This is a genomic window from Kitasatospora sp. NPDC004745 (assembly GCF_042873275.1).
In the GTDB taxonomy this organism is placed as follows: domain Bacteria; phylum Actinomycetota; class Actinomycetes; order Streptomycetales; family Streptomycetaceae; genus Kitasatospora.
On sequence record NZ_JBIALK010000011.1, the window covers coordinates 189,600 to 213,808 of the forward strand.

Sequence of the window (24,209 nt, forward strand, 5' to 3'; positions counted from 1 at the left end):
CCCGCGTTGGTTGGCAACGGGATCATCCGGGAGTGGACGGGCCGTTGCTAACCTCGGACGTATGACGACGACCCCGCCCGTGCGCCAGATCCGAGACATCTCCGGCCTGCTGGACCACGCGAGCCACGTGCTGGCGACCCGGATGGCGGCCGCCTTCACGGAGCTCGGCATCACGCCGCGCGCGTACTGCGTGCTCTTCCACGCGCAGGAGTCCGAACGCACCCAGATCCAGCTGGCCGAGCTGGCGGACCTGGACAAGACCACCATGGTGGTCACCGTGGACGAGCTGGAGAAGCTGGGGCTGGCCGAGCGCCGCCCGTCCGCGACGGACCGGCGGGCCCGGATCATCTCGGTCACCGAGGCGGGCGGGCGCGTCGTCGAGCAGGGCACCGCGATCGCCGACCGGGTGCACCGGGAGCTGCTGGAGTCGCTGCCGCAGCCCGAGCAGGAGGTGTTCGTGCGGGCGCTGACGCACCTGGTGGGCGGGCACCTGGCGGAGCCGGTGGAGAGCGAACGGACGGTACGCCGCGCGCGGCGCGCCCGGGGCTGAGCCCTGCCCGGGGGCCCGCGGGGAGGGCTGACCGGGCGTCAACCGACCTCGCCCCGGCCCGCGTCGAGCGGCCGGGGCGGCGGAGCCGCTAGGGCCAGACCAGGCAGTACAGCTGGTGCCCCGCCTCGTGCAGGCGGTTGGCGAAGTCCTGCCACTCGTGCAGCATGCTGTAGATCACGAAGGCGTCGCGCGGTCCGCGCCGGTCGGGGACGGTGGACCAGATGAAGGCGGCGGCGCCGAGCTCGGTCTCGTCGGCCTTGCGCAGCGGCTCGACGACGTTGTGCGGGAGCTGGACGACGGCGTAGTCGGGGTGCAGCACGACCAGCTCCAGCGGCGGCACCTGGTGCAGCGGGACGCCCTGGATGCCGGTGAGCACCATGGCGCTCATGGTCTCCGGCTTGATCTTGGTGGAGAGGTGGCCGTTGGGGGAGCCGCTGGTCTCCATCAGGTCGCCGAGGCGCCCGAGCGAGCCGAGCTCGCCCGCGTCCAGACCGAGCCCCCCGGGGCCGAGGGCGGTGGGGACTCTGGCGGCGGTGGCGCGGTCCGGTGCGCCGAAGTACTTGTACGTCACCCCCACGCGTCCCTCACCCCGCCTCTCGCCACCGCGACGACCACGACCCGTACCCGCTCCCGTACCCCCGCGTGCGGCTTCGGCAGGCCTGCGGGAGCCCCCCGCGGCCTCGTCGTAGCCGTCCTGCGCCTCGGACACTCGGACCATCCTCACCGGAATTCGCCGGAATCGACAGACCCCCGCACGCCCGGCGTCCCACCGGACGTGCTCCTTACCCGTCATGCGCCGCTGTACCCACTCGCGGTACGCGGCAGTCCTCTCCACACCCCTGCACACAACCGGAGCGCCTGCGCACCCCGAGTGCACAGTCTGACCGGTCCGTGCTCCGGAGCGGTCAGGGCCCCTGCTGTACGGACAACCGTACAGACAACGGTGCCCGGATCATCGTTCCAGATGATCGGGTCCGACATGCAGAGCTCAAGGACACGATTTGAGACCATGTCTCCCGTGAGCTACCCCTACGAAGCCCCCCAGTCCCAGTCGCTGTTCGACCGCGCCTCCGTGGTGACGCCCGGCGGCGTCAACTCCCCGGTGCGCGCCTTCCGCGCCGTCGGCGGCACGCCGCGCTTCATGGTGTCCGGCACCGGCCCCTACCTCACCGACGCCGACGGCCGCGAGTACGTCGACCTGGTGTGCTCCTGGGGCCCGATGATCCTCGGCCACGCGCACCCCGCCGTGATCGACGCCGTCCAGCGGGCGGTCTCCCACGGCACCTCCTTCGGCACGCCCGGCCAGGGCGAGGTCGAGCTGGCGGAGGAGATCGTCGCCCGGGTCGCCCCGGTCGAGCAGGTCCGCCTGGTCTCCTCCGGCACCGAGGCCACCATGTCCGCGATCCGGCTGGCCCGCGGCTTCACCGGCCGGGCGAAGGTCGTGAAGTTCGCCGGTTGTTACCACGGTCACGTGGACGCGCTGCTGGCCGCGGCCGGTTCCGGGGTGGCCACCTTCGGTCTGCCGGACACCCCGGGCGTCACCGGCGCCCAGGCCGGCGACACCATCGTGCTGCCCTACAACGACCTGGCCGCCGTCGAGCAGGCGTTCGCCGCCCACCCGGGCGAGATCGCCTGCGTGATCACCGAGGCCTCGCCCGGCAACATGGGCGTCGTCCCGCCGCTGCCCGGCTTCAACGCGGGCCTGGCCCGGCTCTGCGCGGCGAACGGCGCGCTGTTCGTCTCCGACGAGGTGATGACCGGCTTCCGCGTCTCCAAGGCCGGCTGGTACGGCCTGGAGGCGGCCGGCGAGGGCTGGGCGCCGGACCTGCTGACCTTCGGCAAGGTCATGGGCGGCGGCTTCCCCGCCGCGGCCTTCGGCGGCCGCGCCGACGTGATGGCCCACCTGGCCCCGGCCGGCCCGGTCTACCAGGCGGGCACCCTGTCCGGGAACCCGGTCGCCACCGCGGCGGGCCTGGCCCAGCTGCGCGGCTGCACCGACGAGGTGTACACGACGGTGGACCGGGTCGCCGCCGAGGTCTCCGGGCTGGTGTCGGAGGCGCTCACCAAGGAGGGCGTGGTGCACCGGCTGCAGACCGCCGGGAACATGTTCTCGGTGTTCTTCACCGACGCCGCCGTCACGAACTACGACGAGGCGAAGACCCAGGAGGCGTACCGTTTCACCGCCTTCTTCCACGCGATGCTCGCCGAGGGCGTCTACCTGCCGCCGTCCGCCTTCGAGTCCTGGTTCGTCTCGGCGGCCCACGACGAGCGCGCCCTCGAGCGGATCGCCGCGGCCCTGCCCGCCGCCGCCCGCGCGGCCGCCGCTGCCACGGCCTAGCCACGCCCCAGTTCACCCCGATTCCCAGGAGTACCGAGAAGTGAGCGCCGAAGAGATCACCGTCGTCCACGTGATGCGGCACGGTGAGGTGCACAACCCGGAGGGCGTCCTGTACGGCCGCCTGCCGGACTACCACCTGTCCGAACTGGGCCGGCGGATGGCCGACCGGGTGGCCGAGGACCTGGCCGGCCGGGACATCACCCACGTGGTGGCCTCCCCGCTGGAGCGGGCCCAGGAGACCGCCGAGCCGATCGCGAAGGCGCACGGCCTGGAGGTCGCGGCGGACGCGCGGCTGATCGAGGCGGAGAACGTCTTCGAGGGCAAGACCTTCGGGGTGGGCGACGGCTCACTGCGCAACCCGGGCTACTGGAAGTACCTCACCAACCCGTTCAAGCCCTCCTGGGGCGAGCCCTACCTCGACCAGGTGGTGCGGATGATGGGCGCGCTCGGCGCCGCCCGGGACGCCGCGCGCGGGCACGAGGCGGTCTGCGTCAGCCACCAGCTGCCGATCTGGATCCTCCGCTCCTTCGTCGAGCGCCGCCGGCTCTGGCACGACCCGCGCAACCGGCAGTGCTCGCTGGCCTCGCTGACCAGCTTCACCTTCGAGGGCGACAGGATCGTCTCGGTCGGCTACCGCGAGCCGGCCCGCGACCTGCTGCCCGCGCACCTGGTGGGCAAGGGCCGCAAGGGCGACAAGCCGGTCGGCAAGAGCTTCGGCGCCTGAGCGGGCCCGGGCCCCGCGCGCCCCGCCCACGCCCCGCACGGACGGCGCGTAAGCGGTGCGTAAGTATGGGGTCGGACCGCCCGGCGCACGCCGGGCGGTCCGGTCCAGTCGCAGGTCAGGAGGGGTGCGACGCGCAAGGCAGGACCCCCCCGAACCCTCCCGGGACTCCATGCGAAACTTTTCACATGTCTGCCATGGCGCGCCCCCGTCCCCGTGTCGCCGCAGCCGCCGCCGCCACCGCCGCCGCCGCTGCGCTCGCCCTCACCGGCTGCTCCTCCTCGGGCTCGTCCAGCAGCGGTGAGAGCCAGCTGGGCTTCGTCACCGTCAAGGGCACCAACGTCTCCAAGGCCGAGGCCGGCCACCGCCAGGAGGCTCCGGACATCTCCGGCGAGACGCTGGACGGCGCCCAGGTGAAGCTCTCCGACTACCGGGGCAAGGTCGTGGTGCTGAACGTCTGGGGCTCCTGGTGCGGGCCGTGCCGGGGCGAGGCGGACGACCTGCAGCGGGTCTCGGAGAAGTACAAGGACCAGGGCGTCCAGTTCCTCGGCGTCAACACCCGGGACACCGAGAAGGCCAACGCCGTCCGGTTCGAGCAGGAGAAGGGCGTCACCTACCCGAGCATCTTCGACCCGGCCGGCACCCAGCTGCTGAAGTTCCCCAAGGGCAGCCTGAACCCGCAGTCCATCCCGACCACCCTCATCGTCGACCGCGACGGCAAGCTGGCGGCCCGGGCCGTCGGCGGCACGGTGGAGGACGCGCTGGAGTCGATCCTGCAGCCGGTGGTCGCGGAGCAGAAGCAGTGAGTGCCGCGCTCCAGCTGGCCGGCGCGCACCTGGCCGACACCACCACGACCGTCCAGAGCGGGGCGCTGCTGGTGGCCGCCCCGGTCGCGCTGGCGGCCGGGCTGGCGTCGTTCTTCTCGCCCTGCGTGCTGCCGCTGGTGCCCGGCTACCTCTCGTACGTGACCGGGTTCTCCGCCGCCGACCTCGCGGACGCCCGCGGCTCGCGGCGCGGCCGGATGCTGCTCGGCGTGGTGCTGTTCATCCTGGGCTTCACCGCGGTGTTCGTCTCCACCGGGGCGCTCTTCGGCTACTTCGGCCAGGAGCTGCAGGACTACAAGCGGACGATCAGCATCGTGCTGGGCTCGCTCACCGTGGTGATGGGCCTGGCCTTCATGGGCCTGGTGCCCGGGCTGAGCATGCGCGAGGTCCGCTCGCACCGCCGCCCGGCGGTCGGCCTGCTCGGCGCGCCGATGCTCGGCGTGGTCTTCGGCGTCGGCTGGACCCCGTGCATGGGCCCGACCCTCACCGCGGTGCAGAACCTCGCGCTCAACCAGGCCGACGCCCAGCGTGGCGCGCTGCTCACCACCTTCTACTGCCTCGGGCTGGGCGTACCGTTCATCCTGGCCGCCGTCGCCTTCCGCCGGGCGCTGGGCGCCTTCGGGTGGGTCAAACGGCACTACCCGCTCGTGATGCGGATCGGCGGCGGCATGCTCGTCGCGGTCGGTCTGCTGCTCGTCACCGGTGTCTGGGACTCGATGATGAGCGAACTGCAGACCTGGACCGCCGACTTCCGGATCGGAATCTGACCGTGAGCAACACCACGACCGAGACCGAGCCGCCCCAGGCTCCGGACGACGCGGCCGCCGAGCGGCTCAGCACCGCGCCGGTCGAGTCCGACGGACCGGCCGGCATGGGGGCGTTCGGCTGGGCGCGCTGGATGTGGCGCCAGCTGACCTCGATGCGGGTCGCCCTGATCCTGCTCTTCCTGCTCTCGCTGGCCGCCATCCCCGGCTCGCTGATCCCGCAGTACCAGAACGGCCAGGGCCAGCTGAAGGTCGAGGCCTGGAAGGCGCAGCACGCCACCGTCGCGCCCGTCTACGAGAAGCTCCAGCTGTTCGACGTCTACAGCTCGGTCTGGTTCTCGGCGATCTACATCCTGCTGTTCGTCTCGCTGGCCGGCTGCATCGTCCCGCGCACCTGGCAGTTCGTCGGCGTGCTGCGGGCCCAGCCGCCGGCCGCGCCGCGCAACCTGACCCGGATGCCGGTGCACGCGGCCTGGCGCACCGCGGCCGACCCCGACGCGGTGAACGCCGCCGCCCACCGCCTGCTGCGCAAGCGCGGCTTCCGCGCCAACCTGGCCGGCGGCTCGGTGGCCGCCGAGAAGGGCTACCTGCGCGAGGTCGGCAACCTGCTCTTCCACATGTCGCTGTTCGCCCTGCTCGGCGGTTTCGCCTGGGCCAGCCTGGCCTCCGGCACCGGCGGCAAGCTGATGGTCGAGGGCGAGGGGTACTCCAACACGATCACCCAGCTCGACGACTTCAACGGCACCCGCTTCTACGGCAACGAGGACCTCGATCCCTTCTACCTGAAGCTGGACGGCTTCACCGCCAAGTTCCAGGACAAGGGCGACCAGATCGGCGCCGCCCGGCAGTTCACCGCGAACGTCGAGTACTCGACGGGCAGCGACGCGTCGAAGCGCAGCAAGGGCACCATCGAGGTCAACCACCCGCTGGAGATCGGCGGCAGCAAGGTCTTCCTGATCGGGCACGGCTACGCGCCCGTCATCACCGTCCGCAACGGCAAGGGCGAGGTCGTCTACCAGGGCGCCACGCCGTTCCTCCCGCAGGACGGCAACCTGACCTCCACGGGCGTCGTGAAGGTCTCGGACTACGGCACCGGGCCCGACGGCAGCAGGACCCAGCTGGGCTTCTCCGGCTTCTTCCTGCCGACCGCCCCGCTGAGCTTCGAGGGCACCGGGCCGGTGTCCCTGTTCCCCGGCGACGCGGCCCCCGAGCTGGTGCTGAACGCCTTCGCCGGCGACCTCGGCACCGACTCCGGCCTGCCGCAGAACATCTACCAGCTGAACACCCGCAAGCTGACCCAGCTGACGCAGGACGACCAGCCCGCCAAGGCCCGGCTCAAGCCCGGCCAGGCCTGGGAGCTGCCGAACGGCTACGGCAGCGTCACCTTCGACGGCTACAAGCAGTGGGCCAGCTTCAACGTCTCGCACCGCCCGGGCAACTCGATCGCCCTGGCCGGTGCGGTGCTGGCGATCCTCGGTCTGATCGGCTCGCTGTTCGTGCAGCGCCGCCGGATCTGGGTCCGGGCGGTCGCCCTGCCCGGCGGCGGCACCCAGGTGGAGCTGGCCGGACTGGCCCGCAGCGAGTCGGCGAAGATCGCCGAGGAGCTGGCCGAACTCGCGGTGGACCTCCAGGACGACGCCCCGGCGTCGGAGGACGAGGACGGTACCGCACCCGGGGAGCCGGGTCCCGGAGGCCCGGGACCGGAGACCGCCACGGCCCCGGAAGCACCCCCGCAACCCGCAGCCCCTGCCGACCAGAACTCCAAGGAGTAGACGGTGCATCTCGCCTCGGGGGTCGACCCACAGCTGGCCGACCTCTCCAACAAGCTGATCTATTCGGCCATGGTGGTCTACACGCTCGCCATGTTCGCCCACATGATCGAGTGGACCTTCGGCAGCAAGGGCGCCGTCGCCGTCCGCTCGACGGAGCAGTCGGGCAGCCTGGCCGAGACCGTCGCCGCGGCGGACGCCAAGGGCACGAAGAAGGTGACCGTCACCGTCGCCAAGGCCGGCGGCGGCACCGCCACGCTCACCCGCACCGCCGTGGCGGGCGCGGGCGCGACGGTGGTCACCAGCGGGCGCGGCGCGGACGAGGAGGACGGCCCGGGCGCGGCCGGCACCAGCGACCGGGCCGACCTGGCCGGCCGGATCGCGGTCTCGCTGACCGTCCTCGGCGCGCTGCTGCACGCGGGCGGCATCGTCACCCGCGGCCTGTCGGTGTCCCGCTGGCCGTGGGGCAACATGTACGAGTTCTCCTGCGCCTTCGCCTTCGCCATGACGGCGGCGTACCTGGTGCTGCTGGCCGCGCGGAAGAACGTCCGCTGGCTGGGCCTGCCGGTCGTCCTCGCCGGGCTGCTGACCCTCGGCATCGCCACCACGGTGCTGTACACGGACTCCGAGCAGCTCGTCCCGGCGCTGCACTCGCCGTGGCTGGCGATCCACGTCTCCACCGCGATCTTCTGCGGCGGCGCCTTCTACGCGGCGTTCATCGCCACGCTGCTGTACCTCGGCAAGGACGCCTTCGACAAGCGGATGGCGGCCGGCCTGACCAGCGGCCCGCTGGGCACCCCGGCGTCGGTCTGGCGCCGCCTGCCGGCCGCGTCGACCTTCGACAAGCTGTCCTACCGGATCAACGCCCTGGTCTTCCCGCTGTGGACGTTCACCATCATCGCGGGTGCGATCTGGGCCGAGGCGGCCTGGGGCAAGTACTGGGAGTGGGACCCGAAGGAGACCTGGTCGTTCATCACCTGGGTCGCCTACGCCTGCTACCTGCACGCCCGGGCGACGGCCGGCTGGAAGGGCCGCAAGGCGGCCTACCTGGCGCTGGCGGCCTTCGCCTGCTGGCTCTTCAACTACTACGGCGTGAACATCTTCGTCACCGGCAAGCACTCGTACGCGGGGATCTGACCGGGGCACAGTCACCCACCGGCCCGGCTCTCCGCAGAAGGTGGCCGGGCCGAGGTGCGACAGGGGTAGTTCGTGCCGGCCGTCGGTGCCGGCACGGGGAGGAACGAGGAGGAAATCGCGCAATGGAGTGCGACGAGGTCATGCTGACCGTCCGAATCACCGCCGCCGAGCGCATGCTGCTCCGCCGGCTCGCCCAGGGACACCGCAGCGACGTGTCCGAGGTGGTGGCCGACGGCCTGCTGGACATCATCCCCGTGCTCAGCGCGCCGGGGGACGCCTACCGGCTGCTGGGGGCCCTCGCCACGCCGGCGCCGTGTGCGCTGACGGTCTGGCTGCCGACCCCGCTGGCCGACCTGCTGGTGCCCGGCGCGGCGCGGATCGCGCAGGTCACCGAGGTCCGGATCGATTCGGCCAGCGCGGCGCTGGGCGCGGCGCTGCGGCTCTGGCTGGCCCAGGACCCGGTCCGGCTGGCGGCCAACCTGAGCGTGATGCACGCCGGGCGGCCGTCGGCCCTGGTCGCCGCCTGACCGGCCGCTGGCGCGCGGGGCGCCGGCCGGAGCCGGACGGGCGTTGACCGCGTCCGGCCGAGGCCGGACACGCCTCAGCTGGCCAGCGGCAGTCGGGGGCCGCCCAGGACGGGCTCGGCGGGGCGGTCCTCGAAGGGCTCCCGCCGGGCGGGCACCGTCGGGCGCCCCGCCGGGCGGTCGGCCGGCCCGTCGGTGGGGCCGTCGGCGGGCCCGTCGATCGGCTCGGTGAGCAGCCGGCAGTCCGCGGCCGTGCGCCCGTCCTGGACCAGCAGCACCCGGACGGGCAGCCGGCGCCCGTCCGGCGCCTGCTCGTGGACGGCCCGGACGAGGCAGGGCCGGTCCAGCTCGATGTAGTGGTCGAAGGAGCTGACGAACTCGACCGGCACCACCGGTTCGGGGTGGCGGAGCCGCTGGGCGGCCTGCCGGGCGGCCTCCAGCATCAGCATCCCGGGCACGTGGTCCAGCGCGTGGTCGAAGAGCACCGGGTGCCGGGCGTCGGTGCGCAGCAGCCAGGTGTCGGGGCGCAGGGTCGGGCTCAGCACGACGTCCCCGGGGTGCGCGCGGCCGACCAGCTCGGGCGCGGTGGGCGCGGGCGGTGCGGGCGGCACGGCGCCCCGCGGCCCCGGGCCGCGCAGCCGTGCGTACGAGGCGGGGGAGACGACCCGCAGCTGCCCGGTGCCGTGGCCGACCGGACGGCCGGCGCGGGTGACCTCGGTGTGCACCCGCAGCGAGACGAGCCGCCCGTGCCGCATCCGGACGTCCTCGCAGCGGACCGCCAGCATCAGCGAGGCGGGTTCGTCGGTGACGGCGATGGTGCGCAGCCCGTCCGGGGCGAGGGCGTAGGAGAGGTCCTCCATGACGAACTGGTGGTCGCGCGGCACCCCGAATCCGGCGTGGCCGATCAGCAGTCCGGCCTGCCGAATCGTTTCGGCCAGCAGCAGCGGGTCGTGGTAGCGGTCACCGGGCAGCCGGTAGAAGCCGTGCAGCCGGGGCCACTGGGCGCCGAGGAGGAAGTCGTACGGGCCGGTGGCCTGCCAGCCGGTCAGGAACACCTCCGACACCGAGGTGCGGTGCACCAGGTGGCGGGAGACGGTCCGCTCGTGGAAGTCGTAGCCGGGACCGGGGTGGGCGTACGGACCGTGGAAGTCCGGCTCTACGATCAATGGCATGACGGGCCCTACTCCAGGGTGTCGGTCGAGCGGCCGGTACGGACGCTAGGCAAAACATACAGACCACCCGGTTTCTCTTCTGCGTCTGGGGTGGCTCCTGCCGCGCAGCCCGGCACAACCACGCTACCCGGCCCCTGGACTGGGGTAATGCCCGCCCGGGGGACGGCAGACCTTGGACGGGGGTCCTCCCCGCTGGACGGCGGGGTCGGTCAAGGGGCTAGATTAGATACCAACCATGCGGTTTCGGTCAGTGCCGTCCGCATGCGAGGCGTCGCCCCCCACCGGCGGCGCGCTGACAGCAGCCGGGCGGGGAGGGAACGCGCCCGGCCGAGTCCGGAGGGGCCCAGTGGTCAAGCAGGAACGCGCGGGGCGGACCAGGCAGGCGGTGCTGCTCGCCGCTGCGGACAGTTTCGCGAGCGTCGGGTTCGAAGCCGCCAGCCTGGTCGACATCAGCCGGCGGGCCGGGGTCAGCAAGGGCGCCCTCTACTTCCACTTCGTCTCCAAGCAGGCCCTCGCCGACGGCGTCCGCGCCGCGGCCGGGCGCGAGATCGGGTCGGCCGCGCTGCGCGCCCTGCGCACCGGCGATCCGGCGCTCCAGGGCCTGATCGACTTCTCGCACGAACTCGCCCGGCTGCTGCGCGAGGACGTCCTGGTCCGGGCCGGCGTGCGGCTCGGCCGGCAGGGCCCGCCGCGGGCCGGCACCCCGGACGACCTGCCCGGTACGGACGCCACCTGGCGCAGCCTCACGGCCGTCGTCCGGCGCCTGCTGGACCGCGCCGCCGAGGGCGGCGAGCTGCGTCCCGGTCTGGACCGGCGGGCCGCCGCCGAACTGCTCACCGCGGTCGCGGCCGGCCAGGTGCTGCTCGCCGCAGAGGAGCCGGACCGGCCGTGCTCGGAGGCCGTGGGGCGGCTCTGGGCGGCGGCGCTGCCGGCCCTGGTGGCGGCGGAGCGCTGCGGCGGCTACCGGCTCTGAGCCGCCGCCGGCAGCCGTGCCGTCCGGCGCGCCGTCGGGCGGGCGGGAGGCCGGGCCGTGAGGCCCGGGACCGGGCCGTCGATCCGTCAGGAGGGCACGCGCTCGGCGACGCTCAGCCGGGCCAGCGCGTGCGGCTGCACCAGGCCGGGCAGCACCAGCGTCCACAGGTCGGCCATCCGCTGGATCAGGTCCCGGCGGTCGGTCAGCACCTGGGAGCTCAGCTGGATCCCGGTGACGGCCCCGGTGATCACTCCGGCGGCCGCCGCGAGGTCCACGCCCGGGTGCAGGTCGCCGGCGTCGCGGGCGCGTTCCAGCAGCCCGCGGGCGACGTCCGACCAGCCCTGGTAGGCCGCGATCTGCGGCTGGGTGAAGCTGCCGTGCTCGATCGTCAGCCGGATGCTGCCGCGCACCAGCGGGTCGTCCTGGAGGGCGTGGGCGAAGGCGTACCCGAGGTCGATCAGGGTCTGCACCGGGCTGTCCGAGGACGGCTGCCAGGTGGCGAGCCAGGCGCCCTGACCCTCGATGACGGCGAGTGCCAGCTCCTCCTTGGAACGGAAGTGGAAGTACAGCGCACCCTTGGTGACGCCGGCGCGATCCAGGATCTCGGACATGGTGGCGGCGGCGTAGCCCCGCTCGTCGAAGACCTCGGCCGCCGCGAGGAGTACCGCCTGGCGGGTCGCCAGCGCGCGGGCCTGCCTGGCCATCGCAGCCTCCCTGGATAGTTCTGGTAGCTCGGCAGCGGCCGATCCTATGGGGGCCGGCGGGGCGGCGGGCCGCATACCGTCCAGTAGGTATTCTACCGAGCCCGTTCGGGGCGGAACCGACCCCCGGTGGCACGGCACCGGAGGCCGCCGGAAAGGGGTGACGGCCGGCCACCCGGGTGGGGTGACCGGCCGTCGGCGGTGCCGTGGGCCGTCAGGCGGCCTGCTGCCAGCTGACCGGCGAGTAGTAGGCCGGGCGGCGGTCCAGCCGCTGCCAGGTGGCGATCGGCTCGACCAGGGCGGCCGCGCCGGCCTGCTGCGCGGCGGCGGCGCGCGCCATCAGCACGGCGGTGAGGGCGGCCAGCTCCTCGTCGGAGAGGGAGCCGCGGACGATGCGGACGAGGGGTTCGGCGGAAGCGGTCATTTTCTGGTTTCTCCCCCGGTGTCTGTGGTGTGGTGTCGCTCGGACGTGCGTGCTGCGGGACCGCGCTCGGCGCGGACGCTACATCGGCGGGTTGCCGTGCTTGCGGCTCGGCAGGTCGGCGTGCTTCGTGCGGAGCATGGCCAGGGCGGAGGCGACCACCTGGCGGGTCTCGGCGGGGTCGATGACGTCGTCCACGAGGCCGCGCTCGGCCGCGTAGTACGGGTGCATCAGCTCGCTCTTGTACTCCTTGATCTTCTGGGCCCGCATGGCGTCCGGGTCCTCGGCGCCGTTGATGTCGCGGCGGAAGATCACGTTGGCGGCGCCCTCGGCGCCCATGACGGCGATCTCGTTGGTCGGCCAGGCGTAGGAGAGGTCGGCGCCGATGGAGCGGGAGTCCATCACGATGTACGCGCCGCCGTAGGCCTTGCGCAGGATCAGCTGGATGCGCGGCACGGTGGCGTTGCAGTACGCGTACAGCAGCTTGGCGCCGTGCCGGATGATGCCGTCGTGCTCCTGGTCGACACCGGGCAGGAAGCCCGGCACGTCGAGCATGGTGACCAGCGGGATGTTGAAGGCGTCGCACATCTGGACGAAGCGCGCGGCCTTCTCGCTGGCGTTGATGTCGAGCACGCCGGCCAGCGACTGCGGCTGGTTGGCGATGATGCCGGTGACGTGGCCGTCGACCCGCGCCAGCACGCACAGCACGTTGGTGGCCCAGCGCTCGTGGACCTCGAGGTACTCGCCGTGGTCGACGATCTCCTCGATGACCTTGCGCATGTCGTACGGGCGGTTGCCGTCGGCCGGCACCAGGTCGAGCAGGGACTCGTTGCGGCGGTCGACCGGGTCGTCGTTGAGGACGGTCGGCGGCATCTCGCGGTTGTTCTGCGGCAGCAGCGACAGGAGGTAGCGGACCTCCTCGATGCAGGACTGCTCGTCGTCGTAGACGAAGTGCGAGACGCCGGAGACGCCCGCGTGGACGTCGGCGCCGCCGAGGCCGTTCTGGCTGATCTTCTCGCCGGTCACCGCCTGGACGACGTCCGGGCCGGTGATGAACATCTGCGAGGTCTCGCGGACCATGAACACGAAGTCGGTCAGCGCGGGGGAGTACGCGGCGCCGCCGGCGCACGGGCCGAGCATCACCGAGATCTGCGGGATGACGCCCGAGGCGCGGGTGTTGCGCTGGAAGATGCCGCCGTAGCCGGCGAGGGCGGTGACGCCCTCCTGGATGCGGGCGCCGGCGCCGTCGTTGAGCGAGACCAGCGGCGCACCGGCCGCGATGGCCATGTCCATGATCTTGTGGATCTTCTGCGCGTGGGCCTCGCCCAGCGCGCCGCCGAAGATCCGGAAGTCGTGCGCGTAGGTGAAGACGGTCCGGCCGTGCACGGTGCCCCAGCCGACGATGACGCCGTCGGTGTGCGGCTTCTTCGCCTCCAGGCCGAAGCCCTGGGCGCGGTGCCGGCGCAGCGGCTCGACCTCGCGGAAGGAGCCCTCGTCCAGCAGCAGCTCGATGCGCTCGCGGGCGGTCAGTTTGCCCTTCGCGTGCTGGGCCTCGGTGGCCTTCTCGCTGGGGCCGCGACGCACCTTCTCGCGGAGCTCGTGCAGCTCGGCGACGCGCCCGCGGGCGTCGGCCGGGACCTCGGGGACCTCGCCGCCCACCGGCGCCTCATGCACAACCGTCATCTCGAACCACTCCAAGGGTGAGGGAACTGTCCGACAGCCAACGTCTGCTGTGCCCCCGGCTGCGAATCACTTTCTTCACTTATGACTGTACGAGGGGCCGTGCGTTGGTTTCGGCGTCGATTCCGTACAAGGTCGGGTCCGTTTAGATGTCAGGCCTGCACAGAAGCGGCGGGGGCGAAGCCGGAGCGCTCGGTGTCCGTTCGAATACCGGGGGTTGTCGGGCAGATGATGGTCCGATGATCTGAGCGTGAAGAAAAGCGCAGGTCAGGGCCGTCGCTCAGTAATGTAGGGCGGCCGACTTGGGCCTCGCTCAAGCTCCGCTCAAGTCGGGTGCGGAGGCGGCCCCGATCCGTGCTAGGGGGCTCCCGGTCGTAGGGAAGCGCCAAAAACACTCCAGCCCACCCGGAACGTTCCGGGTGGGCTGTCCGAGGTAGCGGCCGGGCCTGCGCGATCAGCTCCTGCGGCCGTCGCCGGGCTCGTCGTCGTTGCGCAGCTCCTGCTCGCGGCGGCGGAGATCGGCCTCCCAGCGCTTCAGCATCTCCTCGTGCTCCTTGTCGCTCTTCTTCAACGAGGCGAGGAAATCGGGGTCGTCGTCCGGGGCGAGCGGCCGGCCGCCGCGCGGGGCCGACCGCTCGGGGCCGCCCGCATCCCCGTCGTACGGCCCCGCGAGCAGCGGACGGCGCTGCTTCCCGGCCACCAGCCAGGCGATCGGGCCGACCGGCGGGAACAGCAGCACCACCAGCACCCAGACCGGCTTGGGGAGGTGCTTCACCCCGTCCTCGGGCGTGGTCAGGCAGTCGATGAAGGCCCACACCCAGAGTGCGAGCGGAAGGACGATGGTCAGAAGAATCCTCAGCACGGTGGCTGTCTCCCCCGGCGGCGGTGGCGACGGGCGCCTTCCCGGGGCCCTTGACGGAGCCAGGCTATCCGGTGGCGGATACTGACAGGCATGGCATACGACGATCTCCGCTCCTTCCTCCGGGCACTCGACCGCGAAGGGGACCTCAAGCGCATCAAGGCAGAGGTGGACCCGCACCTGGAGATCGGCGAGATCGTCGACCGGGTCCAGAAGGCGAAGGGCCCCGCGCTGCTCTTCGAGAACGTCAAGGGCTCCTCGATGCCCCTCGCGATGAACGTCTTCGGCACCGAGCGGCGCCTCGCCAAGGCCCTCGGCCTCAAGGGCCCCGACGACATCTCCGAGAAGATCGCCGGACTGCTCAAGCCCGAACTCCCGCAGGGCTTCACCGGCTTCCGGGACGCCTTCGGCAAGCTCGCCTCGATGGCGCACGTGCCGCCCCGCAACGTGAAGGACGCCCCGGTCCAGGAGGTCGTGCTCACCGGCGACGACGTCGACCTGGACGCGCTGCCCGCCCTCTTCACCTGGCCGCAGGACGGCGGGTCCTTCTTCAACCTCGGGCTCACCCACACCAAGGACCCGGACAGCGGCGTCCGCAACCTGGGCCTCTACCGGCTCCAGCGGCACGACCGGCGCACCATCGGCATGCACTGGCAGATCCACAAGGACAGCCACAACCACGCCGCGAAGGCCGCGAAGCGGGGCGAACGGCTGCCCGTCGCGATCGCCTTCGGCTGCCCGCCGGCCGTCACCTACGCGGCCACCGCGCCGCTGCCCGGGGACATCGACGAGTACCTGTTCGCCGGGTTCGTCGCCGGCGAGCGGGTGCGGATGGTCGACTGCAAGACGGTCCCGCTGCAGGTCCCGGCCGACGCCGAGGTGGTCCTGGAGGGCTGGCTGGAGCCCGGCGAGATGCTCCCCGAGGGCCCGTTCGGCGACCACACCGGCTTCTACACCCCGCAGGAGCCGTTCCCGGCCCTGACGATCGACTGCGTGACGATGCGCCGCCGGCCGCTCCTGCAGTCCATCGTGGTCGGCCGCCCGCCGACCGAGGACGGCCCGCTGGGCAAGTTCACCGAGCGCTTCTTCCTGCCGCTGCTGAAGATCATCATCCCGGACATCGTCGACTACGACCTGCCCGAGGCCGGCGGCTTCCACAACTGCGTGATCGTCTCGATCGACAAGAAGTACCCCAAGCACGCCCAGAAGACGATGCACGCCATCTGGGGCGCCCACATGATGTCGCTGACCAAGCTGATCATCGTGGTGGACTCCGACTGCGACGTGCACGACTACCAGGAGGTCGCCTGGCGGGCCTTCGGCAACGTCGACTACAGCCGCGACCTCACCGTGGTCGAGGGCCCGGTCGACCACCTCGACCACGCCTCGTACCAGCAGTTCTGGGGCGGGAAGGCGGGCATCGACGCGACCCGCAAGCTCCCCGAGGAGGGCTACACCCGGGACGGCGGCTGGCCGGAGATGGTCTCCTCGGACCCGGCCACGGCCGCACTGGTGTCGCGTCGCTGGAAGGAGTACGGGCTGTGAGCACCGCCGCCGTCGAGACCCCCGGGCGCACGAAGGCCTTCCTGCGCCTGGTGATGATCGAGCACTCGGTCTTCGCCCTGCCCTTCGCCTACATCGCCGCGCTGACGGCCATGTTCCTCGCCGACAAGCGGGTGCACTGGGGCCAGCTGTTCGTCGTCACCGTCTGCATGGTCGGCCTGCGCACCTTCGCGATGGCCGCCAACCGGATCATCGACCGCGAGATCGACGCCCGGAACCCGCGCACGGCCTCCCGCGAACTGGTCACCGGGGCCGTCTCGCTGAGGACCGCGTACATCGGCTCGGCCGTGGCGCTGGTGGTGTTCCTCGGGGCGGCGGCGCTGCTCAACCCGCTCTGCCTGGCGCTCGCGCCGGTGGCCGTGGTGCCGATGGTCGTCTACCCGTACGGCAAGCGGTTCACCGACTTCCCGCAGGCCATCCTCGGTCTGGCCCAGGCGATGGGGCCGGTCGGCGCCTGGCTCGCGGTGACGGGCCGCTGGTCCTGGGACGCGGTGGTCCTCGGCGTGGCGGTCGGCGTCTGGATCGGCGGCTTCGACCTGATCTACGCCTGCCAGGACGTCGAGTCCGACCGCCACGGCAACGTGCGGTCGGTCCCGGCCCGCTTCGGCGTCCCGGCCGCGATCCGCGGCGCACGGGCGTGCCACCTCGTCACCACGCTCCTGCTGGGCTGGTTCGGGGTCCTGACGCACGCCGGACCGGCCTTCTGGATCGGTCTGGTCGTCGTGGTGGGCGCGTTCCTGTACGAGCACACCATCGTCAAGCCGAACGACCTGTCGCGGCTCAACCGGGCGTTCTTCCAGACCAACGGCTTCGTGGGCATCTCGCTGTTCTTCTTCGCCCTGGTGGACCTGGTCGTCCGCGGACTCGGCGTCTGACGCCCCGCCGGGCGGCCGCCGGGACGGGGCGGCTCACCGGAACAGCGCGGCGTGGTCGGCGGCCCAGGTGCGGAAGCTCCGGGCGGGCCGGCCGGTGACGTCCCGGACGGTCGTGGTGACCGGATCCGGGTCGGTGAGGCGGGCCTGGACGAGGTCCAGCGCGGCGTCGGCCTCCGCCGGGGGCCGGCCGGCGGCGAGCATGCGCCGGCGGGCCGTCCCGCGGGGGACCTCCTCCCACCGTGCCGGGCGGCCGGCGGCCTCCCCGATGATCCGCACCTGCTCCGCCTGGGTCGGCGCCCCGGGGCCGGTGAGCAGGTGGCGGGCGCCGTCGTGGCCGTCGTCGAGCAGGGCGCGGACGGCGACCGCCGCGACGTCCCGCTCGTCGACCGGGTGGAGCCCGGCCGCACCGCCGTAGCCCTGCACGGCACCGCCGGTCCTGATCTCCTCCGCCCACCGCAGCGCGTCCGCCGCGAAGCCGTACGGCCGCAGCGCGGTGTGCCGCACCCCGCTGCCCGCGAGGAGCGCCTCGACCTCCCCGGCCGGCCCCCGCGGGCCCGCCCCTGGCGCGTCCCGGACGGCGGCCGAGGAGAGCTGCACCACCCGCCCGACCTCGCCGGCCAGGGCCGCCACCGCCCCGGCCGCGCCCTCGGCGGTCGGGAGGGGCCAGGCCAGGAAGGCCGCGTCGATGCCGCGCGCGGCGGCCCGCAGCGAATCCGGATCGAGCAGGTCCCCCTGGACGTGTCCGCGCTGCCGCGCCCGGTCGCCGCGCCGGGTCAGGGCCCGGACCCGCACCCCGGCGGCCGCGAGCTGCAGCACCAGGTGGCGTCCGACCGCCCCGGTGGCGCCGATCACCAGGACGGACGTCACATCGTCAGTTCGCTTCTCCGTCATGCCTCGACGGTAGGCGAGCCGCATGAGAGGCCCAATGCGCACGGGTCTCCCGTCCATGCGTCATCGTCTACGGCGCGCCTGCGGGGCCCGCCGGGGCCGGGGAGCCGGGGCCCGGGTGGGGCCGCGGGCCGCGCGGAGGCGGTCAGGCGCTGCGGCGGCGGCGCGCGGCGAAGAGCGCGCCGAGGCCGCTGACGAGCAGGGCGGCGGCGCCCGCGGCGGTCGTGAGGACGCCGTCCGACCCGGTGTGCGCGAGCTCGCCGCCCGCCAGCCGGGCGGTGCCGGCGGTGGTGCCCGTGGTGGCGCCGGTGCCGGTGGTGGCGGCGTCGTCCGCGGAGGCGGCGGTGAAGCCGGCCTTGACGGCGCTGCCGGTGCCGGGCGCGGTGGAGAGGTCGACCCGGAATCCCTGCGGGCCGATGGACGCGGGCATGTACTGGCCGCCCTCGCCGAGGATGACCACCCCGTGGACGTAGGACGCGCCGATCGCGGCACCGGCGGTGAACGCCAGCCGGACGTGCTTGGTGACGGATGCTCCGGCCGCCAGGTCCTTGCCGTCGGTGAGGTGGTAGGTCAGCGGGCCGGTCGACTGGCGGCTCGGGGTGCCGGTGACGTCCTGCCAGCCGCCGTCGGCCTTCTGCACCTGGAGGGTGCTCTGCTGGTCGGCCTGCACCACCAGGGAGGCGTCGTCGTAGGCGGAGGCACTGGGGTTGGTCGCGGTGACGTCGAACTCGACCGGGGCGCCGCCGATGACGGCGCTGGTCGGCGCGTTCTTGACCTGCACGGTGAGGGCCTTCAGCGCCACGTCCTTGGTGCTCTCGGCGACGACGGTGTTCGCGGAGTCCGCGATCGCGGAGTAGAGCTTGACGGTGCTGCTCTGGCTGGCCCAGTCGTTGTTGAGCGGGGCGGCGAGGCGCAGCTGGAGGGTCCTGCTGACGCCGGCGGCGACCGTCACGCCCGGGATCTCCCCGGAGAAGTCGACGGTCTTGTCGCCCAGCGCGAAGTTCAGCGTCACGGGCTTCCAGGTGCCGTCGGCGTCGCGGTACTCGAGGGTGATGCGGTCCTTCGAGCGGGCCCACTGGTTGCTGGCCTTCAGCTTCAGCGTGAACGAGGCGTCGGTGCCGCCCGGGTTGGTGACGGTCTCGGTGAACTCCACCGGACGGCCGCCGTTGCCGATCGAGGCCGGCTCCTGGACGGTCAGCGAGGGCTTGGCGGCGACCGGGGCGGCGGTGACGTCGACCGCGACGAACTGGGGGCCGATGACGAGGGGCATGAACGCGCCGCCCTCGCCGAGCATGGCCCACGGGTGGATGTACTCGGTGCCGGGCGCGGCGTCGGCGGTGAAGGCGATGCGGACGTGCTTGGTGAAGGAGGCGCCGGCGGCGAGGGTCCGGTCCTCGGTGAGGTGGTAGAGGACCCGGCCGTTGTCCTGCGGGGTGCCGGTGACGGTCTCCCAGCCGCCGTCGGCCTCCTGCACCTGGAAGGTGCTGTTCCGGGTGGCCTCCACGACCTTGGAGACGCCGGTGTAGCCGGACGCGCTGGGGTTGGTGACGGTGACGTCGAACTCGACCGGCGCACCGCCGGCGACGGCGCTCGTCGGCGCGCCCTTGACCTGCAGGGTGAGGGCCTTGGCCACGACCTCCGCGGTGCTCTCGGCGAGGACGGCCTTCGCCTGGTCCAGGACGGCGGAGCGGAGCGTGACGGGCGCGTCCTGGTTGCCCCAGGCGTTGTGGAGCGGGGTGGCCAGGCGCAGCCGGACCGTCCGGGTGGCGCCGGCGGCGACGGTCAGCCCGGGGACCTCCCCGCCGGAGCCGAGGGGCTTCCAGGTGCCGTCGGCGTCGCGGTAGTCGACGGTGATGCCCTTGGCGGGGGCGGCGGGGCTGCTCGCGTCGACCCTCAGGGTGTACGAGGCCGCGGCGTCGCCGGGGTTGGTGACGGTCTCGGTGAACTCGACGGGCTCGCCGCCGTGGCCGATGGACGCGGGGGCGTTGACGGTCAGCGCGGGCTTGCCGGCCTCGGCGGTCTTGGCGGCGGGCTTGTCGGCCGGCTTCTCGGCGGGCTTCTCCGTGGCGGCGGCGGAGGCCGCGGCGGTCGGCTCGGCGGCCGGGGTGGCGGCCGGCTCGGCCGGGGCGGTGACCGCGGCCGGGGCGTCGGCGGCGTAGGCGGCCGGGGAGGCGACCACGGCACCGGTGGCCAGCAGCACGCCGAGGGTGGCGGCGGTGAGGACGGTGGAGCCGGAGCGGCGTGCGCGCACGACGGACATTCTGAATACCCCCAGGGTGTTGCACCGTCGGCGTTCCGTCGCCGGCCGGCAAGCTCGGTAGGTGCCGGACGCGAGGTTCGGGGGTGGTGCCCCCGGCGTCACCCGCAGTCCGGCCCGGCGGGCTTCCCCGCCGCTCACTCCCATAGACGTGCGGGGCCCGCGGGGGTTGCAGGGAAGATCGAAGATTTTTCCGGGAATCCTGGAGAAGGCCCTGACCTGCGGTTCCGTGCCCGCTCGGGGTGGTCTCAGTGCAGCGACAGCTCGTCTCCGACGCTCAGCCGCCCCGGGGAGGCGACCTCGGCCAGCGCGTCGAGCCGGCCGTCGTGGGCGTGCACGAGGGCCTTGAGGATCTCGGGTGCGTGCGGCAGCCCGGGCTGCGGGGCGCCGGTCATCGCGCAGCGCTCGCTGGACCGGACGAAGCCCAGCCGCACCCCGGCGCCGCCGAGCCCCTCCCGGCCGAACCAGCCGTCCTCGACGAACGGCGGGGTGCCGGGCGGGGTCCGCAGCACGATGTTGGGGCGGAACCGCCGTTCGTCGACCGCGGTGAACGGGACGGCCTCGCGGACCCAGTCCAGGGTGGCGGTGGTGAGCACGCTGACCGGCAGCTGGTCGAAGTGCGAGACGGCGTCCTCGCGGGCCAGCTCGACGTCCTCGCGCTGGAGGTAGGCCCGCAGGAACGCGCCGGGCTCGGTGACCGGGCGTCCGAGCGGGTCGAACAGCTCGGGTCCGTCGATCCGGTGGCCGAGGCGGGCGGAGAGGCGGAGCAGGCCGTCCATCCGGCGGAACCGGCGGGTGCTCTTGCCCGAACCGAGTCTGCCGTCGCCGTCGCGGACGGCGTAGAGGCGGTCGCCGGCGAGGCCGCGCTCGTCCACCTCGACGGAGTCGAGCCGCTCGCCGCCGGTGGACTTCACGGGGTAGCGCCAGAGTCGCTCGATCACTCCGATGATCTCAGCCATGGCCGGACAGCGTAGCGGCGGCGCCGGGGGATGGTCTAGACCAAGTCCGTTGGGGGGTGCGGTCGGAGGCGTCTCAGCCCAGCCGGGCCACCGCCCGGACCGGCGCGCCGTCCGCCGCCACCAGGCGCAGCGGGAACAGCGACACCTCCACCGGCAGACCGGCCTCCTGGGCGGCCAGCAGCGGCCGCAGGTCGGTCAGGTTCTCCGCGATCACCCCGCCACCGGGCGCCCCCAGCAGCACGCGGTGCGCGGCGAGGGTCGGCTCGTCGGCGGGCCGGTCGTGCTCGTCGGCGAGGTCCGCGAGCAGCGCCGCCACCGCCGGGTCGCCCGGGCCCGGGTCGGGGGTGGGGTCGACGCTCAGCGCGTCCACCCCGACGGTCCGCACCCCGGCGGCGACGATCGCCCCGGCGGCCTCCGGCGTCAGGGCGGGGTGGGCCAGGTAAGCGTCGGTGCCCCAGTGCCGGGCCCACCCGGTGGCCAGCAGCAGGACGGACCCCTCGCCGACCCGCTCCAGCGCGGGCGCCAGCAGGTCGGGGGTGACGGCCGCCCGCGGCTCCAGCCCGCGCAGGTCGGCGAGCACCGCCGGGCCGGTGAACCGCTCCAGCGGCAGCCCGTCCAGGGTCGGCCAGGTGACGTCCACGTGGTACGGCGCGTCCACGTGCGTCCCGGACTGCGAGCCCAGGTGCAGGGCCAGCACGTTCACCCCGGCCGTGGCTGTGGTGAGCGCCGGCTCCAGCAGGACGGTCGGGTCGCCGGGGTAGACCGGCATCGCGGTGGTCACCTGATGGGTGAGGTCGACGAGGGTCGCTGCCATGCGCCCATCCTCCCAGGGACGCCCGCGGATGCGGCCGGGGCGGGTGCGGCCGGATAGAAAGGGGCCATGGGAACAGCGAAGCGTCAGCCGTGGGTGGTCGGGGTCTCGGGCGCGTCGGGGACGCCGTACGCGGCCTCGGTGATCCGGGCCCTGCTCGACGCCGGGGAGCCGGTGGACCTGATCGTCAGCCGGGCCGCCCGGCTCACCATCCTCGACGAGACCGGCATCTCCTTTCGGGACGCCCACTGGCGCACCGACCTGGCCGCCTGGCTGGGCCTCGACGAGGACCGGGCGGGCCTCCTGGACGACGTCCGCTACTGGCCCGCCGGGGACTTCGCGGCCGGCCCGTCCAGCGGCTCCTACCCGGCCAGGGGCATGCTGGTGGTACCGGCGACCACCGGCGCGGTGGCCGGGATCGCGCTCGGCCTGAGCAAGGACCTGCTGCAGCGGGTGGCGAGCGTCACCCTCAAGGAGCGCCGCCCGCTGGTCGTCTGCGTGCGCGAGACACCACTCAACGGGGTGACGTTGAAACACCTGGTGGAACTCGACGCGCAGGGCGCCGTGGTCCTGCCCGCCTCGCCCGGTTTCTACGCCGGTGGCTCCACCGTGCGCGAACTCGTCGATTTCGTGGCCGGCCGGGTGCTGGACGCGGTCGGCGTACCGCATTCCCTGTACCTGCGCTGGGAAGGGGAGTTGGGAGCGGCGGCCCGCCGGGCCGGCGGGAACGGCAGCGCGTCGGCTGAGGGGGAGTGAGGAGACCGAAGGCGGGAGAGTATCTTCTCTGCGATACCCGGGTTGTTCCGCGCATGGCGCCTTTGAATCCGGATAATGATCTGTGGGTCTGGTGAGGTTCGGAAGGACGCGGACGGTATATGGACACGGTGGACAGACAGCTCATCCAGGCGCTCCGGGAGAACGGACGGGCGTCCTACGCCGAGCTGGGCCGGCTGGTGGGCCTCTCCGGCCCGAGCGTCACGGACCGGATCAACCGCCTCGAGCAGGCCGGCGTCATCACCGGCTACCGCGCGACGGTCAACCCGGCCTCGCTCGGCTTCGGGGTGACGGCCCTGATCGGCCTCCAGCTGACCGACGCGGCCGACCACGAGGACGTCGCGTTCCGGCTGAAGGACCTCAACGAGGTCGAGGACTGCTGGTTCATCGCGGGTGACGACTCGTACATGCTCAAGGTCCGGGTGGCCGACGTGGCCGGCCTGGAGTCCGTGGTGAAGCGGATCTCCGGCACGAAGGGCGTGGCCCGCACCCGGACCACCGTCGTACTCTCCACCAAGTGGGAGAACCGGGTGAGCGACCTCCCCCCAGAAGGAGAGTGACGTCATGGCACTGGTCGGACTGGAGGAGCTGCGCGCGGCCCGGCAGCGGATCGCGGGGGTGGCCGTGCGCACCCCGCTGGTCCCCGCCCCCTGGGCGGCCGACGGCGGGCGCAGCCTGTGGCTCAAGCCCGAGAACCTCCAGCCGACCGGCGCCTTCAAGACCCGTGGCGCCTACAACCGGCTGGCCGCGCTCACCGAGGACGAGCGGGCCCGCGGCGTGGTCGCGCAGTCCAGCGGCAACCACGCGCAGGCCGTCGCCTACGCGGCGGCACTGCTCGGGATCAAGGCCGTCATCGTGATGCCGGACACCTCCCCGGCCGTGAAGGTGGAGTACACCCGCGGGTTCGGCGCCGAGGTGCTCCTGGTGTCGCCGGAGGAGCGGGACACCGTGCCCGGCGAGCTCGCCGAGCGGCACGGCTACGTCTGGGTGCCGCCGTACGACGACCCGTACATCATCGCGGGCCAGGGCACGGTCGGCCTGGAGATCGCCGAGGACGCCCCGGCCGGGCTGGACACCGTGCTGGTGCCGGTCAGCGGCGGCGGCCTGATCTCCGGGACGGCGGCCGCGCTCAAGCTCACCCGTCCGGGTGTCCGGGTGGTCGGCGTCGAGCCGGAGCTGGCCGCCGACGCCCGGGCCAGTCTGCGGGCCGGGCGCCGGCTCGCCTGGCCGGTCGCCGACACCTACCGCACCATCGCGGACGGGCTGCGCACCCCGTCGGTCGGCGAGCTGCCCTTCGAGCACCTGACCGCGTACGTGGACGACATCGTCACCGTCACCGAGGACGAGATCCGGGCCACCGTCGCCCTGCTGGCCCGCCGCGGCCGGCTGGTCGCCGAGCCCTCCGGCGCGGTCGCCCCGGCGGCCTACTTCCACCGAGCCGACGAGACCGGGGGCCGGACGGTGGCCGCCGTGGTCAGCGGCGGCAACATCGAGCCCGCCCTGCTCGCGGAGCTGCTCTCGACCTGATCCCCGGGCCGGCGGAGCGCCGCGGTGAGACGCGTCGTCCCGCGGTCGGAGCGGCCCGGAGCTGCGGCCGTCAGGTGACGTACGCTCGTTCCGGCAAGGAACCGAAGTCGGAGGAGGCGGGG

General features: G+C 73.2%; 24 protein-coding genes. 14 read left to right on the forward strand and 10 right to left on the reverse strand.

All coding sequences use genetic code 11. The annotated features are described in order from the left end of the window. Positions 1 to 61: 61 nt before the first annotated feature. Complete coding sequence (locus tag ACFYUY_RS20120; protein WP_360219162.1) at positions 62 to 550, forward strand: MarR family transcriptional regulator; 489 nt, start codon at positions 62 to 64, stop codon at positions 548 to 550. An 88-nt stretch (positions 551 to 638) separates the two neighbouring features. Here ACFYUY_RS20120 and ACFYUY_RS20125 read toward each other — a convergent pair whose 3' ends face one another. Continuing rightward, positions 639 to 1,121, reverse strand: a complete 483-nt coding sequence (locus tag ACFYUY_RS20125; protein WP_078881187.1) for a hypothetical protein — start codon at positions 1,119 to 1,121, stop codon at positions 639 to 641. Between the two features lie 438 nt (positions 1,122 to 1,559). Between ACFYUY_RS20125 and hemL the strand changes: the two genes are divergently transcribed. The 7 genes from hemL to ACFYUY_RS20160 all read left to right on the forward strand — a co-directional run bounded on the left by hemL (position 1,560) and on the right by ACFYUY_RS20160 (position 8,630). Continuing rightward, the gene (gene hemL / locus ACFYUY_RS20130) at positions 1,560 to 2,888 is read left to right on the forward strand and encodes a glutamate-1-semialdehyde 2,1-aminomutase (RefSeq protein WP_360219159.1); all 1,329 of its coding nucleotides are present in this window, start codon (positions 1,560 to 1,562) and stop codon (positions 2,886 to 2,888) included. 73 nt (positions 2,889 to 2,961) lie between these two features. Then, positions 2,962 to 3,612 (forward strand): histidine phosphatase family protein, encoded by a 651-nt coding sequence (locus tag ACFYUY_RS20135; RefSeq protein WP_360219192.1) that lies wholly within the window; start codon positions 2,962 to 2,964, stop codon positions 3,610 to 3,612. Between the two features lie 185 nt (positions 3,613 to 3,797). After that, entirely contained in the window at positions 3,798 to 4,415 is a 618-nt protein-coding gene (locus tag ACFYUY_RS20140) for a TlpA disulfide reductase family protein (RefSeq protein WP_360219156.1), read from the forward strand. Then, positions 4,412 to 5,200 carry a cytochrome c biogenesis protein CcdA gene (locus ACFYUY_RS20145; protein ID WP_360219153.1) on the forward strand — a complete coding sequence of 263 codons (789 nt, stop codon included), beginning with the start codon at positions 4,412 to 4,414 and terminating at the stop codon, positions 5,198 to 5,200. Before ACFYUY_RS20140 ends, ACFYUY_RS20145 begins: the two co-directional genes overlap by 4 nt. A gap of 2 nt (positions 5,201 to 5,202) precedes the next feature. Beyond that, positions 5,203 to 6,969, forward strand: a complete 1,767-nt coding sequence (locus ACFYUY_RS20150; RefSeq protein ID WP_360219150.1) for a cytochrome c biogenesis protein ResB — start codon at positions 5,203 to 5,205, stop codon at positions 6,967 to 6,969. Positions 6,970 to 6,972: 3 nt separating this feature from the next. After that, positions 6,973 to 8,103 (forward strand): c-type cytochrome biogenesis protein CcsB, encoded by a 1,131-nt coding sequence (gene ccsB / locus ACFYUY_RS20155; protein ID WP_360219147.1) that lies wholly within the window; start codon positions 6,973 to 6,975, stop codon positions 8,101 to 8,103. Between the two features lie 140 nt (positions 8,104 to 8,243). Further along, positions 8,244 to 8,630, forward strand: a complete 387-nt coding sequence (locus tag ACFYUY_RS20160) for a hypothetical protein (RefSeq protein ID WP_360219144.1) — start codon at positions 8,244 to 8,246, stop codon at positions 8,628 to 8,630. 74 nt (positions 8,631 to 8,704) lie between these two features. On the opposite strand, the gene ACFYUY_RS20165 is transcribed toward ACFYUY_RS20160, so the two are convergent. Next, a complete protein-coding gene (locus ACFYUY_RS20165; protein ID WP_387902115.1) occupies positions 8,705 to 9,799 on the reverse strand; it encodes a ScbA/BarX family gamma-butyrolactone biosynthesis protein in 1,095 nt (364 codons plus the stop codon). Between the two features lie 346 nt (positions 9,800 to 10,145). On the opposite strand from ACFYUY_RS20165, the gene ACFYUY_RS20170 reads away from it, so the two are divergent. After that, positions 10,146 to 10,772: a ScbR family autoregulator-binding transcription factor gene (locus tag ACFYUY_RS20170; protein ID WP_360219138.1), complete on the forward strand. Its 627-nt coding sequence runs from the start codon at positions 10,146 to 10,148 to the stop codon at positions 10,770 to 10,772. An 86-nt stretch (positions 10,773 to 10,858) separates the two neighbouring features. Here the strand turns inward: ACFYUY_RS20170 and ACFYUY_RS20175 are convergent, their stop codons facing one another. The 4 genes from ACFYUY_RS20175 to ACFYUY_RS20190 form a co-directional block, all read right to left on the reverse strand. Then, positions 10,859 to 11,476 carry a ScbR family autoregulator-binding transcription factor gene (locus tag ACFYUY_RS20175; RefSeq protein ID WP_360219135.1) on the reverse strand — a complete coding sequence of 206 codons (618 nt, stop codon included), beginning with the start codon at positions 11,474 to 11,476 and terminating at the stop codon, positions 10,859 to 10,861. 211 nt (positions 11,477 to 11,687) lie between these two features. After that, positions 11,688 to 11,897, reverse strand: coding sequence for an acyl-CoA carboxylase subunit epsilon (locus ACFYUY_RS20180; RefSeq protein WP_360219132.1), 210 nt, complete (start codon positions 11,895 to 11,897; stop codon positions 11,688 to 11,690). A gap of 78 nt (positions 11,898 to 11,975) precedes the next feature. After that, positions 11,976 to 13,577: an acyl-CoA carboxylase subunit beta gene (locus tag ACFYUY_RS20185; RefSeq protein ID WP_360219129.1), complete on the reverse strand. Its 1,602-nt coding sequence runs from the start codon at positions 13,575 to 13,577 to the stop codon at positions 11,976 to 11,978. 451 nt (positions 13,578 to 14,028) lie between these two features. After that, the gene (locus ACFYUY_RS20190; RefSeq protein ID WP_360219126.1) at positions 14,029 to 14,436 is read right to left on the reverse strand and encodes a PLD nuclease N-terminal domain-containing protein; all 408 of its coding nucleotides are present in this window, start codon (positions 14,434 to 14,436) and stop codon (positions 14,029 to 14,031) included. Positions 14,437 to 14,526: 90 nt separating this feature from the next. On the opposite strand from ACFYUY_RS20190, the gene ACFYUY_RS20195 reads away from it, so the two are divergent. Together ACFYUY_RS20195 and mqnP are read left to right on the forward strand one after the other, a co-directional pair. After that, entirely contained in the window at positions 14,527 to 15,978 is a 1,452-nt protein-coding gene (locus ACFYUY_RS20195; protein WP_360219123.1) for a menaquinone biosynthesis decarboxylase, read from the forward strand. Continuing rightward, complete coding sequence (mqnP, locus tag ACFYUY_RS20200) at positions 15,975 to 16,871, forward strand: menaquinone biosynthesis prenyltransferase MqnP (protein WP_360219120.1); 897 nt, start codon at positions 15,975 to 15,977, stop codon at positions 16,869 to 16,871. Before ACFYUY_RS20195 ends, mqnP begins: the two co-directional genes overlap by 4 nt. Before the next feature lie 33 nt (positions 16,872 to 16,904). Here mqnP and ACFYUY_RS20205 read toward each other — a convergent pair whose 3' ends face one another. From ACFYUY_RS20205 to ACFYUY_RS20220, 4 genes are all read right to left on the reverse strand, one after another. Next, positions 16,905 to 17,762 (reverse strand): NAD(P)H-binding protein, encoded by an 858-nt coding sequence (locus ACFYUY_RS20205; protein ID WP_360219117.1) that lies wholly within the window; start codon positions 17,760 to 17,762, stop codon positions 16,905 to 16,907. A 142-nt stretch (positions 17,763 to 17,904) separates the two neighbouring features. Further along, on the reverse strand, positions 17,905 to 20,010 hold the full coding sequence (locus tag ACFYUY_RS20210; protein ID WP_387902122.1) for an LPXTG cell wall anchor domain-containing protein: 2,106 nt from the start codon (positions 20,008 to 20,010) through the stop codon (positions 17,905 to 17,907). A 254-nt stretch (positions 20,011 to 20,264) separates the two neighbouring features. Then, entirely contained in the window at positions 20,265 to 20,975 is a 711-nt protein-coding gene (locus ACFYUY_RS20215; protein WP_387902125.1) for an MOSC domain-containing protein, read from the reverse strand. Between the two features lie 73 nt (positions 20,976 to 21,048). After that, positions 21,049 to 21,789 (reverse strand): cyclase family protein, encoded by a 741-nt coding sequence (locus ACFYUY_RS20220; protein ID WP_360219108.1) that lies wholly within the window; start codon positions 21,787 to 21,789, stop codon positions 21,049 to 21,051. Between the two features lie 66 nt (positions 21,790 to 21,855). Between ACFYUY_RS20220 and ACFYUY_RS20225 the strand changes: the two genes are divergently transcribed. The 3 genes from ACFYUY_RS20225 to ACFYUY_RS20235 all read left to right on the forward strand — a co-directional run bounded on the left by ACFYUY_RS20225 (position 21,856) and on the right by ACFYUY_RS20235 (position 24,087). Further along, complete coding sequence (locus ACFYUY_RS20225; protein WP_360219105.1) at positions 21,856 to 22,542, forward strand: UbiX family flavin prenyltransferase; 687 nt, start codon at positions 21,856 to 21,858, stop codon at positions 22,540 to 22,542. Positions 22,543 to 22,661: 119 nt separating this feature from the next. Next, positions 22,662 to 23,120 (forward strand): Lrp/AsnC family transcriptional regulator, encoded by a 459-nt coding sequence (locus ACFYUY_RS20230; protein WP_329930404.1) that lies wholly within the window; start codon positions 22,662 to 22,664, stop codon positions 23,118 to 23,120. A gap of 4 nt (positions 23,121 to 23,124) precedes the next feature. Then, the gene (locus tag ACFYUY_RS20235) at positions 23,125 to 24,087 is read left to right on the forward strand and encodes a threonine/serine dehydratase (protein ID WP_360219102.1); all 963 of its coding nucleotides are present in this window, start codon (positions 23,125 to 23,127) and stop codon (positions 24,085 to 24,087) included. Positions 24,088 to 24,209 lie beyond the last annotated feature (122 nt).